Genomic DNA, 17,368 nt, shown 5'->3' on the forward strand with positions numbered 1-17,368 from the left:
TTCACGCTCTCGGCTCCCGGACCCCCCCGCTTGTACGCCCACAGCGCCTCCCGAGAGCCGGTTTTTCGCGCTCTCGGCTCGCTCTCAGCTGCCGCTTAGCCGCCGCCCGCTTCAGCTCGCTTCCCCACGCTCGTCCTTCTTGTAACGGTTCGGGATGATGACGCGGAACACCGAGCCTTGGCCAAGCTCGCTTTCCACCTCGATCCTGCCGTCGTGCGCTTCGACGAGCGCCTTGGCGATGCTGAGGCCGAGCCCGACGCCGCCGCTGAAGCGGGAGCGCGATTTGTCAGCCCGGTACAGCCGGTTGAACACGTACGGCAAATCCTCGGGGCCGATGCCGATGCCCGTGTCGGAGCAGAAGACGATCGTCGCGTCCTCGCTGTAGTTTACACCGAGAACGATACGCCCGCCTTCATGCGTATATTTGACCGCGTTGGATACGATGTTCGCCACAACCTGCACGAACTTGTCGCGGTCCACCTCGGCGTAACAGGGCACGTTCGGGTTATAAAATTCAAGTTTAACCCCCTTGCCTTTAGCCATCGATTGAAAATTGCGAAACACCCGCTCCACAAGCCGGACGATGTTGCTGCGCCGCGGATTGATCGTAAAGCGGGCCGCTTCCGCCTCGGACAGCCGCTCCATGTCGTTCATCAGCCGGCTAAGCCGGATCAATTCCTCGTAGATTTGCTCCAAATACTCCTGATTCATCTCGTAAATGCCGTCGATCATCGCCTCGAGCTGCGACAAAATCGATGTGAGCGGCGTGCGCAGCTCGTGAGTGAGATCCTCCATCAGCTGGTGCCGCCAGTCTTCCTGCCGTTTCAGCTCGCGGGACAAATCGTTCAGCGTGAGCGCCAGCTGCCGCACCTCCTCCGGCCCCTTCACCGGCGCGAACACGCTGCGGTTGCCGAAGCGGATTTTCACCGCTGTCTCCTGCAGCTTAAGCAAATGGCGGGACAGCAGCTTCGCCGCAAAATAGCTGAAAAACACCGAGACGGCGGCGACGATGCCGAACAGCCACTCCGAACGCGAGCGCATCGTCCGCCGATATGCCACGACGTTCGGGTCAAGCTCGCTGAGCGACCTCAGGTAACCCGCCTCCAACAGCCCGGCCGTCTCGCCTTTGGCCACGACGGCGAATTCCTGAACGACCATCTGCTTCTGGTCCGGCACGCGAACAAACATATCGAACCAGGGCGGGCCGCCCTTCTTCTCGCTGTATCGTATCAATATGCCGTACAGCGTCGCGCGGCGGCTGAGCCACATCGTCTGATCCTCGGTGAAAGGGCCGGATGTCAGCTGCTCATTCCGCATGTCATCCATCATTTTATAGGCGTTTACGGTGAGCTGCTCCCTCTGGTATCTTTCGAACATCGTTTCCCAGTTGAAATTGTAAACGAAAGCGATCACGCACAAAATCACCAGGAAAGCGCCTTCAAGCGTCAAAAAAAGGAGGACGTTCGTTTTGCGGAAAAACCGGCTCATGTCATGTCCTGTTCCTTTCGCTCCGGTTCCGCGGCAAATTTATAGCCGGAGCCGACCATCGTCAAAATGTACCGCGGCTCGCGCGGGTCGGACTCGATTTTTTTGCGCAGGTTTTTCAGGTGCGTATCGATGGAGCGGCTGTCCCCTTGAAAGCGGTACCCGAGCACCTGATACGTCAAATCGCTGCGGCTGAACAGCTTCCCTGGCTTCTGCGCGAGCACCGACAGCAGCTTGAACTCCGTCGTCGTCAAATTCGCATTTCGGCCATCCACAAGCGCCGAGCCGGCCTCCAGATTAACGACGAGCCGGCCCCGGTCGAACGTCAGCACGCTGCTCTCCGCTTTATCCGGCTTGTAATGGCTGACGCGCCTGAGCAGCGCATGTATGCGCGCGACGACCTCCTTGACGCGGAACGGCTTGACGATATAATCGTCGGCACCCAGACCGAGACCGGCTATCGTATCGCTCTCCCGCGATTTGGAAGTGATCATGATGATCGGCACGACGGAGTGACGCCGGATTTCGCGGCATACCTCTTCGCCGGGCAGCCCTTCGATCATCAGGTCGAGCAGCACGAGATCGTGCGGCCGCTCCTGAAACAGCCGCAGCGCCTCGTGCCCGTCCGACGTATAATCGACGTCCCAGCCTTCGTTTTTCAAATAAGCGATAATGACTTCCCGAATCTTGGGTTCGTCTTCCACAAGTAAAATACGCATCGTCTTCCTCCGAATCCGTTCCCGGAAGCGAAATAAGTTTTCGCTGTCCTCCTGCCCCTAGCAAGGGAACCCGATGATCCATGCAAGAGAAAATGCCTGACATCGCTGTCAGGCAACACGACTACCTTCATATTACTTCAACGTTTCGTTACTCGACAAGCCCCGTCCGCTCGACTCCTTCGACGAACCATCGCTGCGTGAACGAATAGATGATCAGCGGCGGCATGATGATGAGGAACGAGGCGGCCATTTTGATCGGCTCGGCGAAAATGCTCGGCCCCGACTGCTCTGCTTCCGCAGACAAAGACGCCGCAAGCCGCGACAGGCTGATCGACAGCGGCACTTCCTTGGAACTGAACATGAACATCGACGGGTAGTAAAAATCGTTCCAGTTCCAGACGAACGAGAACAGAAACACCACGATGATCGCCGACGACGAAATCGGCAGCATCACGCGGAAGAAGACGCGGAATACGCTGGCGCCGTCGATTTTCGCGGCTTCCTCCAGCTCCTTCGGCAGCGTGCTGAAAAACTGCCGGAAGATGATGACGAACAGCGCGCCTTTAAGCCCGTGTCCGAAAATCGCCGGAATGATCAGCGGGTAATACGTGTTGATCCAGCCGAAGTTTTTGAACATGATGATCATCGGCAAAATCGTCACCTGCGGAGGCATCAGAAACGTAAAGATCAGGCAGACGAACAGCGTCCTTTTGAACGGGAATTCGAGCCTGGCAAACGCGTACCCCGCAATCGCGCACGATACGATTTGCAGCAGCGCCACGCTTAGGGAAACGGTTATGCTGATCGAAAACGCCGTGCCGTATTTGAGCAGCCGCAGCGCCTCCGAAAGGTGTCCGAAATAAAGCGACCGCGGCACCCAGATGACGGAAGGGTCCAGCAGGTTCGTCATGTCCTTCACCATCGTCGTCATCATGTACAAAATCGGCTTGACGTAAATAAACGCGGTGTCGATCAAAATCAAATACATGAACAGGCGGAAAATGAAACCTTTATTGGCTTCTTTGCCAAGGAAAAAGTTTCTCGCCAGCACCAACCAGCGCTGCCAATCGATCGTTTCCCACCGCATGTTGCGGATTTCCTTAATGACTTTTTGCATACGTCCTCTCCTTTCTTAACGTATTCTTTGCGACGCCCGGTTCGCCCGGGAGAAGAAATAAAAGATGATGCCGAGAAACAGCAGCACGATCATGAGATAAATCCAGGCCAAGGCGCTCGACAGCCCGTAGTTGGTCGTATTGACCTTGGAGATGATCGGGTTGGACGGGAACGTAAACAAATCGACCACCGTGTAAATCAGATTGAGCAAAATAAACGGCGTGAGACCGGGCAGCGTTATTTTCCAAAATGTCTCCCACGGGTCGGCTCCGTCGATGCGGGCCGCCTCGTACACCGAATTCGATATCGTTTGCCGGCCGGCGAGGAAAATCAAAATTTGCACGCCGGAATACCAAAGCACAAGCACAAACGAGTTCAGCACGTTAATGACCGGAGCCGCCCAAGATTTGGGCAGGTAGCTTTCCGCATAAGCGGCGATTTGAAACTGCTCGACGAAAGCGAGTGCGCCTTCGCCCTGCGTAATGAATTCCTGAATGATTTGTCCGGTGGAAAAAATGACCGGCAAAAAGAAAATCGCCCGGAACAGCCCCCTTCCCAAAAACCGCTGGTTCAGCAATATCGCGACAAGCATCGAAAACACGACGATGACCGGGATCATCATGATCGCCTGCCGCAAAAACGGGATCAGATCGTTATACAGCAGACCGCCGTCGGCAAGCAATATTTCGCGGTAATATTGGAAGCCGACGGGGGCGTATTCGACCCCGCTGGCCGTAATTTTGACCCGGTTGAAGCTCATATACAGCGAGTAGCCGAGCGGGAACAGCACGAAGGCGAGAAATCCGAAAGCCCACGGCGCGATGAAAATCGAGCCCTCCAGCTTGCGTATGGCAACGGCGCTCAAAAGCCGTCTGCGGCTCATTTGCCTGCACCTCCCGGAATGACGATGAAATCTTGGGCGGGCACCGTGATGCCGCCTGCCGAATACGGCACCGTGTCATAGTTGACGATAATTTTTTTGCCGCCTTCGTACGTCGTTTCGTTGACCTTGGGCGCGAGGGTGCGGTGGCCGACGATAAACTTGCTTTGCACGTCGCCGAGCGCCTGGTTATAGCGCTGGTATTCCTCGACCGCCGTCGTCTCCCAATCGCGGTAGTTCAGGCTGTAATACCAGATCCAGTAAGCCCCCTTCATTTCGCGGGACTCCGCGCTGGTGAAAATAAACGACGGATGCGAGCCGTATTCGATGCTGCGTAAAAATTCGCCGCGGTACTGGTCTCGCATATTCGCCCATTCAGACGTATACGTGATGAGCCCGTGCAGTGCGATCTGCGCGAAAGGGATCGGCCGGTCGACAAACAGATCGTACGAATAGTCGTCCTCCATCCGGTGCATATGCTGCAGCTCGCCGATCTGGTAAAAATTAGGCCGCTCCGCCCTGACGCCGCCGAGCGTCTTCGCCGTTTTTTTCAAAATATTGCGGTACGTATTCATCGTTTCGGTGCGCGTGGACAAATAATCGTCGTTGAAGTCGCTGTTCAGGAAGCGGCCGATGCCGTCCTCGTAATAAATGCCGTCCGCGCCGAGCGATTTGTACTCCGCCAAGTCCTTCTCAATGACTTTTTCGGTAAACTTCGGGCTAACCAGCGTCACCATGTCCCCATTCGAATACGAGGGGAAATCGAGCACCTGACCGGCCAAATTGCGGAGGCCGTCATATCTTTCGTTGAAGCCGTCGCCGTCGTTGTTGTTCAGCGTGTAGTTCGCCCCCAAATAAACCGGGAACTGCAGCGAATGGGCGAACTGGATGAACTGCTTCATCCCCTCGTTGCCGCCGAGCCGCTTGTCGACCGGGAACAGTCCGCCAAACGAGCTGTAGCCATTCGTCTGCCAGCCGAGATAACCGATGTTCATCTTTTCGATGCCAAGACCGTAAAGGCGCTTGATCATCTCCATCGCTTCGGAGGTCGTCGTCGCCTTGATGTAGTTGTCCCAGAGCAGACCTTTCTTCAGGTCCGCCCCGATGATATCGACGAACATCGGCAGCTTGCTGCCGGTCGTCTGCAGACGCTTAAGTCCTTTCTCCTTCATCAAATATTCGCGGTAACGGGAAGCCATGCCGACGTAATCGCTCGCACCCGAGTCGAGCAGGAAATATTTCGTCACCCGCTGGCTTGCGGAGAACGGCTTTTTGCTGTAGGTGTAAAATCCGCTTTTCGCTTTTTTGCTCGTGTTTTGGAAAAACTTGATGCGGTACTGCAGCTCCGGAGTGACCCAGTTGTACGTTCCGTAAGCGCCTGACGGGGAGGCGAACAGCCTGGCATACTCCTCCCCTCCTTCCATGACGGCCAAAAACGCCTTATCGCCGGATTTCATGCCGAACACGGGCATCCGCGCGTTCAACCGGTTCGTCCGTTCCGAGAAAAAGGCCGCGTCGTTGCCGTAGATGGTTTCCCGGTATACGGATTTGTCTCCGGTGCGGTTTTCCTTAAAATCGATCAGCGCCCCGGAGCCGTCCGGAATGACGATATACCCTTCCTGGCCGGCCGACGGCTCGGCGCCGAACAGCGGATACACCTTCAGGTTAAGCAGGCTCAGCTTGCCTTCCTGGATGCCGCTGTCGACGACCTTTATTTCGACCGCATCGCCGTTCAGCGTCACCTCGACCGGGATTTTGAACCCGCTCGTCTTGAAGTTGAACGTCAGCTTGAAGCCGTTTGACGTCGTCTGAAATCCTTCGACAGCCCCTTTGTCCTCGATCAGGCTGACGATTTTCGGCTGCGACTTGAAGTTGGCCATGTCGATCAGTTCCACCATCGCCGGAGAGCGCAGATTGTTGCGCCACGTTCCGGTAATCGTCTCCTTGGACCAATATTCCGGATCCGGATACGACCGCCATACGTTGCCGTTCCGTTTATCCTCCACGATAAAATGCCCGGAAACGCTGTCCGCGAGCAGCTTCAGCTGGGCCGATTCGGCGGCCGGCTTGAACGCGGCGCTGCTTGGCAGATCGTTCGCGGCGCTGCCCGCGGTCGCCGCCGCTTGGGCCGCAGCCGCGGGGGCCGCCTGCGTGCCTGCCGCCGGCCGGGCCGCATTGCCGGCGGCCGGGGCGGCATTCTGCGCAGCGGGAGCGGCGCTTTCGGCGGCCGGCTTCTCCGGCTGGGCCGCCTGCGGGTCCGCCGCATTGATTGCGGCGCCGGACTGCCAGATGGCGGCACTGAGGCTGATTGCGGCGACCAAACCGATCGTCGTCAAATAACGTATCGTTTTTCCATTCATCGGATGGTCACCTCCTGGTACACGGAATAGAAGAAATCTTTCATCTCGCTGCTAAGGCCGAACGTGATGAAGATGAGCACGCCGAGCATGGTCATGGTGAGGAGCGACAAGACGATGTTCATCGCGGTTTCGCCGACGCTGTAGTTTTGCGTCGCCTGCACCTTCCAGAACAGCAGGAGCCCTACCCAAACGAGCATGGCGAGGTGAAAGAAGCTGAAGATCGCCGACTCGCTAAGCGTCATGACGTTGGAGATGACCGTGAGCGGCAGGCCGACCAGGATGAACGGAACCATCGCATAAGCGCTGCCGTAAGCGACATCGCGAAACCGTCCTTCGCCCCGGTAAATCGTGCTGATCAAGTAGTTGGAAACGACCCAGCCCACCCACAGCACGATAAACTGCATAAAGACCGAAACCATGTTGATTTCAAGCGCCGCCTTCTTGTTGAACGAAAAGCTGGTGAACGCCTGGATGATGCCGTAAGAGATGACGGCGACGATCAGCAGAATCAAACTGCTCCACAGGCTGCCTTTTCCTTCATAACGGATCGAGCTGAATCCGTCGAGCGGATGCCTGATGATATAAAGCGCATGCTTCAGCTGCCGGAGCAGAGGTATGGAAGCGGCTCTATCCTTCCGTATCCCGCGGAATCCGAGCTTTCGCGCGATCCTCTTGGCCAGCCAAATGATGATAACCGCCGCAATGGCAATGTTCATCATCGTGCCGAAATTTTTCTGAAACCATTTCAGACGGATTTGCCAATACGAATCGGAATATCCCTGCTGCATCCCGGCATCCAGGAACAGCTGCCTCGCCTCCTCGTATTGCCCCTTCTTGTAAGCCGCTTTGGCGAGACCAAGCATCGCCGGCGTATAATAAGCGTTCAGGCGAAGTACTTCGCGCCACGGCTTTTCGCTTTCCTCGTAGCGCCCTTCCTGGGTCAGCATATTCGCTTTATGCACGAGCGCGCCGAATTCGGACAGCCGGTACATCTGAATCGAGCCGTTTTCCTCGTCGAGAATGAACAGCTCGTTTTTCGAATTGTTGGCGACGGCGGACGGGCTTTTGATAACGCCCAGCTTGGAAGCCGCCGGGCTTGCATCGCCCGACCAGAAAAAGAGCAAATTCCCGTTTGCGTCGTATTGGTTCAAATATTTCATCGACGAGTCGATGACCGTGATGTTGCCGTCCTTGTCGACGGCGATGTCGCTCAGCTGCGGCTTCAGCTTTTCTCTGCCCGGAAAGCGGACTTCGCCGTACACTTTCTGCGTTTCGTTATCGACGTTGTCTTCGTCTTTCTGGGTCAGCAAATCTTTGCCCGCCACGTTCAGCTTCTTTACCTGCGCCTTCTCGATGTCCTTGGTGACCGTATAAATAAAGCCGTTCTGGTCGATCGTAACGCTTGCTACGGAGCCCGGCAGCTTGCTGATTTCCCGCAAATACATTTCTCTTGTATACAGCAGCCGCTTGATCGCGTCCATGACGGAAAACTCCGTTTTATTGGCGCCGAAAAAGCTTTGAAAATTGCCGTCAGGGTCAAGCTGCAGCAAGCCTTGGTAACCTCCCAGCGTGGCGATATACAGGAAGCCGCGTTTGTCGACGACCAGCTTGATCGGGTCGTATTTGAACGATTCCGGCAAAAATTTCGATTTCGGCCGGCCGTACTCCTTGAGCAGCTTGCCGCTCGAATCCAGCTTGACGACCCGTTTGTTGCCCGTGTCGGCCACGTAGATGATGCCGTTTTTATCGACGAACACGCCTTCCGGCTTCTTCAGCGGGCTTTCCTTGACTTCGATAATGCGGACGAGCTCGCCTTTCTCGTTAAGCTGCACGATCCGGTTGTTTCCGGCATCCGCGACGTAAATTTGGTCCTTGTCGTCGATGAACAGGTCTTTCGGCTGCTGCATCGGCGAATACGCCATTTTACCCGGATTTTTCGGATCGGGGATATAAATTTCTTTGCCGAGCACGTCAACCGGATAATAGGCGGATTGCGTCCATACAAGCCGGTCGTAGCTGTCCTTGTAGTTGGTCGCGTACGGCACGTAGGCGGCGCCGATTCCCGGAAGCAGCAGAGCGGCGATCAGTACCGCAGCGGCTTGTATGAGCCACAGCCGTTTATGCTTGAAGGCTGACAATATTTCTTCCTCCTTTCCTGGGGAGACTGCCGATTGTCGGCCGAGGTTTTTGAAGATGGATTTGCCATAAGGTTTTGAAAGAGCTCCGAAGGAGCGAAAAAAAGATAGCGAAGGAGTAAGGGAAGTACCAGAGAAGCGAAGCGTTCGCCTTTGAAATCGTAAATTAACCTTAAAATTGATTCAAAATATTTACGATTTCAAGGACGATCGGAGGTACTCCCTTCGCCGCAGCGTCCACCCTTTTGAGCGACTGGCTCCCTGCCTTATGGCAAATCCGCTCGAAACCGAACCGTCTATCGGCAGCCCGCGATTATTTAATGCCCGAATGAGCCATAGTGGCGATCACTTTGCTTTGGAACGTCAAGAAGATGATCAAATTCGGCAAAAACATGACGACCGCGGCGGCCGCGGCGGCGCCTTGGCGGGCGACGGTGTTGGCCAGGTTGTTCGTAAGCGTCTGCAGGAAAAACGGGAAATTTTTCATCTCGTCATCCTGCATGAACAACGTCGACGTTTCCACATTGCTCCACGAGTTTTGGAACGTCAAAATCGCGACGGTCGCTACGGCCGGCAAGCAAACCGGCATGACGATGCGCAAGAACACCATAAATTCGGGAGCGCCGTCGATGCGCGCAGCTTCCAGCAGCTCGCCCGGCACCTGATCGATGAACTGCTTCATCAGAAACACGCCGACCGGCATCGCGAGCAGCGGCAGAATGTGGCCGAAATACGTATTCATGATACCGAGGTGGCTTACGACGAGATATCGCGGAATTTGCACCGCTTCGGGTGCAAACATAAGCGTCAGGATGATCGTCGCGAATACGATTTTGTGCCCCGGAAATTTATGCTTCGAAATCGGATACGCGCACAGCGCGCTGACGACCGTCACCAGCACGACCGCGGATGCGGAAATGACGATGCTGTTGAACAAATACCGCGTCACCGGCACCGTCGAGGACGTCGCTACGAGAAACAGCTCCATGAAATTTTGTACCGTAGGCTCGCGCACGAAAATGTTCGGCGGATAGACGAACAGCTCGTTGTACGGTTTGAACGCGTGATTGAATATATAAATGAGCGGCAGCAGCATAAAGATCGCGAACAAGACGAGCAGGACGACAAGAACCTTCTGAAAGCCGTCCATCGCGTTCAGCTTCGACTTCTTTTTAAAAGGGAGCGGAATTCGCATTATTCACCCTCCTTGGTACCGAACAAACCCCAGCACAATTTGTTCGAAACGTACATCAAAATAAGCAAAAACACCGATACGGCCGCCGCGTACCCCATCTCGAAGCGGATGAAGCCGTAATCGTCGATATGGTTGATGATCAGATGGCCGGCGTATTGCGGCGTCGGGTTCGTGCCCGACAGCTCAACGCCGATTGCACCTGCTTTGAACGTGGAGACGATCGCCATGACGGCGCCGAACAGCATTTGCGGCTTCATGGAAGGGATCGTCACGTACCAGATCTCCTGCAGCCGGCTGCTCATCCCGTCGATCCGTCCGGCCTCGTACAGCTCCTGGTTGACGTTCAGGATGCCCGCCAGCATGGCGAGGAACCCTACGCCCATGCTCGACCACAGCGTCACGACGATCATCGAGTTCATCAAATACTTTTTGTCCGTTACCCAGAGCAAAGGCTCGTCGATCGCGCCCAAATTGAGCAAAATGCTGTTCAGGTAGCCGATCCGATCGCCGGTCAGCAGCGGCAGCCAGACGATCGACATCGCGATCCCTGCCGTAAGCGACGGGGTGTACATCGCGAGCGCAAACCATTTGCGCAAAACCGCGGGCAGCTGCGTAATAAGCCAGGCTAGCAGGAAAGCGGCGACGTAGCCGCCGGGACCTACGATGACGGCAAACTTGAACGTGTTCGGCAGCGCATATTTCAGAAACAGCAGATCCTGCGAAATCAGGTATTGAAAGTTTTGCCACCCGATGAACCGGGGCTGCTCGATCGCGTTGAAATACGTAAAGCTAAGGCCGAAAGCGGCAAGCACCGGGATCAAAATAAACGCGACAAAACAAAGCATAAACGGAGCGATGAACAAATAGGACAGCCGGTACTGCCAAATTTCACTCAGCAGCCGTCTCCATTTTTCCGTAACGTTTACTTTGACCGCGGCTTTCGGCCGGGCCAGCTCCGCCCGGTTATTTAACATAGTCGTCCACCCCTTCCCACGGCTTGCTAACGACCGGCAGGTCCATCGTGCGCAGCGGATTGCCGTCCGCATCGACGAAGCCGAACTCCTGCTGCTTGCGCCGCAGCTCCCGCTCGATGTCCATAACCGCCTGCTCCAGCGAAGTGCGGTAATTCAAGCCGTCGACGACGGTGCGGTTCCACGCGTTCGTCATCTCCCGGCCGATAAAGTAGCTGCCCGGCAGATTCGGCATTTCCTTATACCATTTCCACTGCTGCAAAATGACGTTGGCGTCTTCCCGCTTCCACGGCAGCTTGGCGAAAGCTTCGATGTTGGCGGTGTTCCAGCGGAACGACACGCCGTTGAACGCCTCGAGGTCGGAGCCGTAACGTTCCTGAACGTCGGCCGACGTCCACCATTTCAAAAACTCCCACGCCCGGTCTTTTTTGTTCGATTTTTTGAAAATGACCGCCGTCGTCTGGCCGCCGCCCGCCCAGCGGGTGACGCTGCCGTCCGGCTGCTTCGTGCCCGGCAGCGGGGCGATCCCCCACGAACCGTTCAGCTCCGGCGCGGCCGCCGACAGCTGCACGTACATGTTGTAATCGGCGACGCCGATTGGTATGTCGCCTTTGCGGAAGTGCTGGTAGAAGCTCGGCACTTCCCGGTCGATGGCGTAAATGTTGAACATGTCGGTCCACATTTTGAACGCCTTGAACGACTCGGGCGTCTCCAGCGCGGTTTTCAAGCCCGTTTTTTCAAAAAACTCGGCGTTGCTCTGATAAAAATACGGGATAAATTCCTTCGGCGGTACGTAAAAGTTCATGTAATTTTGCTGCAGCGTCGGCAGCATGTCGTAAACGTCCTCCCACGTGTCCGGCAGCGCTAGGCCGAGCTTCGCCATTATGTCCTTGCGGTAAAAAAGCACCTGGAACGACTGCGTTTCCGGCAGCGCGTAGTAGCCTTTGTCATAATAAAATGCGAGCCACGATCCGGGACTGTAGCGCTTGTAAATCGCGTCGAAATCTTTGAACTGCGACAAATCGTAGATGCTGCCCCGGATCGCGTAATCGACCGGCAAGTCCTGCGACAGCCCGAGCGCAATGTCCGGCTGAATGCCTGCGGCATTGGACAAAATGAGCAGCTGCGGGTTCGGCAGCAGGTTCACCTTCACCCGGATGCCGGTTTCCGGCGTAAACATTTCGTCCGCCAGCTCCTGCAGCAGGTTGACGTAGTCGCGCCCGCGGTGCACCCATACGTTCAGCTCGTTGTCGTCCATATCGCTCAGACGGGACTTCGAATCGAACGAATAGAAGAAATTTTTGACCATGCCGACCACTCTCGTAAAAAAGCCGGCTTCCATTTCCGGGAAGCTTTTATCCGCCGGCACGATGTACAGTTCATCCAGCTGCAAAGGCTGCTGTACGAGCTGCTCGATGAACTTGCTTACCTTCTCTTGCATGGAGGTGATCTGGTCGGCATGGTAAGGGATATCGTCCACTTTATTCAGCAGCGACTGAATGTCGCTCGCCGACGTCAGCAAGCTTTGACTGATGTTGTCCTTGCGCCCGTTCACCTGCACAAGCTGCTCGGAAAGCGATGTCATCAGCTTTGCCGCTTTTTCAAGACGCGGCGGCAGGTCCGGCAGGTCCTGGGCGATTTTCCACGTGCGGTTTTTATCGCTGACACCGCCGGTGAGCGACTTCAGATCCTGATCGACCTCGCGCAAAATATCCGTCAGCTCTTCGATGCCGATAATGATCGGCTTGAACGGATAATGCGTCACCGCCATCGATAACGTGTGGGTGCCTTTTTCCAAATAAAAATCGTACGGTTTGCCGTCGTTGTCCTGCAAAATGACCCCTTGCCAGCCCATCGAATACGGGAAACGGTAGCCGAGCATTTCCTGAAACGGCACCTTGCCGTCGATCGCGATGCGGCGGAACGTCGACTTTTGCGAGATGACATTTTGCAGCGCCCGCACGCCGATCCGGTATTTGCCCGATTCCGTTACGGTGAACGTCCAGGAGATCTCCTGGTTTTGGTTGTACCACTTCATGCCTCCGACCGTGTTGAACGTAATACGTCCTTTTGCCAAAGGAACGGAACGCTGGTCGGTGTCCGATACCATTTGGATGGCGGAATCGTTTTTCGCAGACATTTCCTCGGCTTGAAGCGTAATCGCTTCTGCCGTCAGCTTGCCCGATGGCGGATACGATTTCGCCACGTCGGCGTAAGATTTCAGCTCGGCTTTCGGCATGAGTTTGATCGACTCGAGCGCTACCGGCTCGTACCCTTCCAGCCGGATCGTATGTTTTCCTTTCGTAAACAGCCACTGCAGCGGGTCTGCATAAGCTCCGGCGGCATCGCGCATCGGCGCTGCCATCCAGCTGCTGATATCCTCGGACTTCGGCCGGATATCGTTGCCGTCCACGTCCTTCTTGATCGGCCTGGCATCCTTCCACTGCCGGTACAGCGTAACCGAGGACGCCTCGCGGAACGGATGCTTGCCGTCCAGCAGCACGTCCCAGGTAATCGGCTTGCGGTACCCTTTGCCGGTGAACGGGCGGTACGATACGTGCATTTCGTAAAGTCCGTCTGCGGGTACGTCCACGGTGAATTCGATCCAGTTGTCCTTCGACGTATCCCACACGAGCACGTTCGATTTGCCTTCATACGATTGCGCAGATGCATTGGCCGTCGCCGACTTGTTCGACGGCTTCGAAGCGTCTATGGTGATCGTTTGCGAGCCGGCCTTCCGGCCTTTGCTCTGCCAATCCTTCAGCACCTCCGCGTAATACGGCTCAAACTCGCCGAGCTTGACCGCCTGACGCGTTTGGTTGCTCGCTTGGGCAGGGGCCCCGGCTTGCGGCTCGGTTTTGACCGTCGGCGTTTCTTGCCGCGCGGCTGCATTCTGTGAGGCCGGGGCCTGCTGCCCCGCCGCGGCGCCTGAGCTTTGCGCCTTCGGTTCATCCGCCGCTGCAGCGCGGGACGGCTCCGGCCACGGCACTTGCAGGCATGCCGCGGCGAGAGTTGTGGTAAGCGCTATCAAAAGGAAGCGTTTACAGCCGCGGACGAATATAGGGTGTCGCGATGCTTTTTTCGTCGGTTGCAAAAGCTTCAACTCCTTTCCGTACTTCCGTGCGCTGCTTACACATCCGAGAACCTCTCACCCGTTTCAACGTGGAAAAACAACGCCTTCGACATGTCGACAGCCACTTGGATTTTATCATCTTCATCGTAGTGGTAACGCGGGTTAGCCCGCACGACCAGCATCCGCTCCTGCCCGATATCCAGATGCAGAAACCGGTCCGCTCCCATCAGCTCGCTGATTTTATGCACCCCGGGAATGACCGCCTTCGGATATGCATGGAACACAATCTCCTCCAAGCTGACGTTTTCCGGGCGAATGCCAAGCGTAACCGTCCGGTTCACCTGCTTGTTTTGCACGAGCACGTGGGCCTTGCCTTCCGGGATTTCCAGCGAAAACCGCTGCGTATGGAACTCCAGCTTGCCCGTCTCGTTTTCGTGTATGCGCCCTTCGATAAAGTTCATCGGCGGGGACCCGATAAAACTGGCGACAAACGTGTTTTTCGGATACGTGTAAATCAACTCCGGCGTATCGACCTGCTGTATGATGCCGTCCTTCATCACAACGATTCTGTCGCCCATCGTCATCGCCTCGATCTGATCGTGCGTCACGTAAATCATTGTCACCCCGAGCGTCTTGTGCAGCTTGATGATCTCGGTGCGCATTTGCACGCGCAGCTTCGCATCGAGGTTGGACAGCGGTTCGTCCATCAGGAATACCTGCGGATTGCGCACGATCGCGCGTCCCAAAGCCACGCGCTGCCGCTGGCCGCCCGAAAGCTGCCTCGGCTTGCGGCTGAGGTACTGCTCGATCTCGAGCACCCGTGCCGCCCGCTTGACGGCGATGTCGATCTCGTGCTTCGGCAGCTTGCGCAGCCTGAGCCCGAAGGCGATGTTTTCGTACACGCTCATGTTCGGGTACAGCGCGTAGTTTTGGAAAACCATCGCGATATCGCGGTCCTTCGGCGGCAAATCGTTCACCAGCGTATCGCCGATGTAAATTTCGCCCTCCGAGATGTCCTCGAGTCCGGCAATCATCCGCAGCGTCGTCGACTTGCCGCACCCGGACGGTCCGACGAATACGAGAAACTCCTTATCCTTGATCTCCAGGTGAAAATCTTTCACGACCGCCTGCTTATCTTTGCCGTACCGCTTATAGATGTGATTCATTAAAATTCTGGCCATATGTTCGCCTCCGCCATCATCCTAATTTTTTACAGATACCCTAATTACCCTCATTGTAAAACATTCGTTGTGAAGATGGTGTGAATTTAAAATCCCCCCCCTAAATCGTGTTCGCCCCCCTAAGTCCCCCCAACGGGGGGACCCCAGGCGCTCGGGCGCCCTGGACCCGCCTGTAGTGCGCGACTGCTCGCTTCTAATTCGCGTTTGTCGAGGCGTCGCTTTTTACCTTCGGGTAAAAAGCCTACGCCCCGACACGCTTTACTTTTGGCGCGATGCCGAGGGAGCGAGTGCGTGCCTCGGGCTCGCGGTTGCCCTTGCATGGATTTTTGCTCATGCAAAAATCCTATGCCAGGCCCGCTTTACTTTTGGCGCGATGCCGGGGGAGCGAGTGCGTGCCACGGACATGCTTTACTTGAGACGAAGCGGGCCTCATACTGCCTGCTCTTTTGCCAAATGGCGGTCTTATCCGACAAGTGGATAATACGCAGCTAATTTGCCGCTTGCATCCTGTTCTACTCATATAAATGGAAAAACTACAGCTAATACAGCGGTTTCGGACAGATTTAACGCAATATGCCGGAATTAGATAGAGGAAATCCATTTACTCTGCCCGTGCAAACGCTTCTGCTCCAATTAACTGCATCTTTTCCCGTTAACTGCAGCAGCAATAGCGACAGCATCGCCTGACTGCGGCAGTGCCGATTAACCGCCCGGTTGCAAAAAAAGCTCCACCCGTCTGCGATACGGGTGGAGCTGCGTTTTAGGGCCGGCCCGACTAAACCTGCAAAGGTTCGAGGGGCTGCCGAATCAGGATTTGCAATTTTTCCGGGGGATTGCAGTGAGGGTGGTTCATAAAGATCTCACGGTGCCGCCCTTTCGGCACGTAGCCTTGCTCCTCCAAGGAGCTCCGCATTTGCCGGACCGTTTCGCCGATGCCGCTGTAATGCCCGAAATGCATCAACTGGGCGCACGTCCCCTGCGAAACCTTGCCAAGTTGGAGCGTTGCACCCAGCTCCCCCAAACGGCCCCTAAGATCAGACAACGTCCGATCAAAAATAAATTCGCTCACATATTCGGGAATCCACATCATCGCGGTGAATGGAACTTCCGTTCCGGGTTCGGCTTGTTCGGCGGCTTCGCCCCATTCCATTTCCAGCGGCATGCGGCTGTAGTTTTTGCCGAGCTCCCCAACCGTGTAATATTTGGAGCGGTTGATAAAACGCCCCATCGTCCATATTTCCTTGTAATCATACATCCGATAGATGTTGCGGGCGCCATTGCCGTGAGCGAAAATGTAATTCATTTCCGGGATGTCGTAAACAGTGGCTTCGAGATCCTTGATCGAGTAAATCGTCTTATTCAGCTTTTTGACGTCTTCCTTATGCACCCTTTGCCGATCGATCGCCATAGAGTCCCTCTTCCCCGCAATATTATTCGCCTTTCCATACGTCAATTGTCCGCTAAGTGGAGGCCGGCCCGGCTCCGCGCCTTCGCCAAAAATTCCGTCCCTTGACGAATCACGTTAAGCCCGGCCTCGACCGAACTTTCGCTCGGATAATATTCGCGAACGGCACGGTAAAACGAGCGAATGGAGTCCCCCAGCTCATCCTCTTCGGGCAGCAAGGTCAAAGCGGTGGTTTTCGGCAGCGCCCATACCGTGGCCCCGTCCTTGCGCATCACCGTAAGCACCTGATACAAGGTTGGCCAAACGACGGTGCACAGCCCACGGACCGCCCTTTCCAGGCGCCCTTCTCCGTGATCGAGCAGCTTCCCGCTGTCGAACGGCTCCGGCCTTAGCTTGGCGAGCGCTTGCACCGACCGCTCGTACAGCTGCTGCCCCGAAGCTTCCGGGAAAAGCATCCGGCCGCTGATCAGCCGGTATGTGCCCGGGGCCAAATCTCCATGCTTGGAATGCTGCCGGGAAAATACCTCAGTCTGGATATAACGAAACGGGTAAGGATCGATTTGAGCCAAATCCCGATGTATGCGAAAACAAAGCTCCAGCGGCAAATTCCCCCGCCCGTCCAACATATCGTCTTCCACGTACAGCTGAAAATCGATATCGCTGCAGCCTTCGATGAAGCCGCCCTTTACAGCCGAACCGTGTACAACGAGACCTATGTACCGCGGCTCCGTGTGCTTCCGGTAAACCTGCTCGACCTTTTCCGCGATCTCTTGCCCTCTTTTTTGCACAAACATATCGTCCATTCTATTCCCCTCGCTTTCCGCCGATATCGCTACTACGACTGCCGC

Annotated in this window: 12 protein-coding genes; all 12 read right to left on the reverse strand. The window is 55.8% G+C overall.

Annotated features, from left to right (window positions below):
* Positions 1-111: 111 nt before the first annotated feature.
* Positions 112-1,488, reverse strand: coding sequence for a sensor histidine kinase (locus MYS68_RS16195; protein WP_248926829.1), 1,377 nt, complete (start codon positions 1,486-1,488; stop codon positions 112-114).
* Positions 1,485-2,204 carry a response regulator transcription factor gene (locus MYS68_RS16200; RefSeq protein WP_248926830.1) on the reverse strand — a complete coding sequence of 240 codons (720 nt, stop codon included), beginning with the start codon at positions 2,202-2,204 and terminating at the stop codon, positions 1,485-1,487. Before MYS68_RS16200 ends, MYS68_RS16195 begins: the two co-directional genes overlap by 4 nt.
* 148 nt (positions 2,205-2,352) lie before the next feature.
* Complete coding sequence (locus MYS68_RS16205; RefSeq protein ID WP_248930927.1) at positions 2,353-3,291, reverse strand: carbohydrate ABC transporter permease; 939 nt, start codon at positions 3,289-3,291, stop codon at positions 2,353-2,355.
* Positions 3,292-3,336: 45 nt separating this feature from the next.
* The gene (locus tag MYS68_RS16210) at positions 3,337-4,203 is read right to left on the reverse strand and encodes a carbohydrate ABC transporter permease (RefSeq protein ID WP_248926831.1); all 867 of its coding nucleotides are present in this window, start codon (positions 4,201-4,203) and stop codon (positions 3,337-3,339) included.
* Positions 4,200-6,560 (reverse strand): DUF5696 domain-containing protein, encoded by a 2,361-nt coding sequence (locus MYS68_RS16215; protein ID WP_248926832.1) that lies wholly within the window; start codon positions 6,558-6,560, stop codon positions 4,200-4,202. The genes MYS68_RS16210 and MYS68_RS16215 overlap by 4 nt, the downstream gene beginning before the upstream one ends.
* Positions 6,557-8,698 carry a YIP1 family protein gene (locus MYS68_RS16220; RefSeq protein WP_248926833.1) on the reverse strand — a complete coding sequence of 714 codons (2,142 nt, stop codon included), beginning with the start codon at positions 8,696-8,698 and terminating at the stop codon, positions 6,557-6,559. Before MYS68_RS16220 ends, MYS68_RS16215 begins: the two co-directional genes overlap by 4 nt.
* Before the next feature lie 310 nt (positions 8,699-9,008).
* On the reverse strand, positions 9,009-9,890 hold the full coding sequence (locus MYS68_RS16225; protein WP_248926834.1) for a carbohydrate ABC transporter permease: 882 nt from the start codon (positions 9,888-9,890) through the stop codon (positions 9,009-9,011).
* Complete coding sequence (locus MYS68_RS16230; RefSeq protein ID WP_248926835.1) at positions 9,890-10,864, reverse strand: carbohydrate ABC transporter permease; 975 nt, start codon at positions 10,862-10,864, stop codon at positions 9,890-9,892. The genes MYS68_RS16225 and MYS68_RS16230 overlap by 1 nt, the downstream gene beginning before the upstream one ends.
* Complete coding sequence (locus tag MYS68_RS16235; protein ID WP_248926836.1) at positions 10,854-13,955, reverse strand: extracellular solute-binding protein; 3,102 nt, start codon at positions 13,953-13,955, stop codon at positions 10,854-10,856. The genes MYS68_RS16230 and MYS68_RS16235 overlap by 11 nt, the downstream gene beginning before the upstream one ends.
* A 35-nt stretch (positions 13,956-13,990) precedes the next feature.
* Positions 13,991-15,115, reverse strand: coding sequence for an ABC transporter ATP-binding protein (locus MYS68_RS16240; protein WP_248926837.1), 1,125 nt, complete (start codon positions 15,113-15,115; stop codon positions 13,991-13,993).
* A 775-nt stretch (positions 15,116-15,890) separates the two neighbouring features.
* A complete protein-coding gene (locus MYS68_RS16245; RefSeq protein ID WP_248926838.1) occupies positions 15,891-16,523 on the reverse strand; it encodes a GyrI-like domain-containing protein in 633 nt (210 codons plus the stop codon).
* Positions 16,524-16,564: 41 nt separating this feature from the next.
* A complete protein-coding gene (locus MYS68_RS16250; RefSeq protein WP_248926839.1) occupies positions 16,565-17,323 on the reverse strand; it encodes a hypothetical protein in 759 nt (252 codons plus the stop codon).
* Positions 17,324-17,368 lie beyond the last annotated feature (45 nt).

This window comes from Paenibacillus hamazuiensis (assembly GCF_023276405.1).
GTDB lineage: Bacteria > Bacillota > Bacilli > Paenibacillales > NBRC-103111 > Paenibacillus_AF > Paenibacillus_AF hamazuiensis.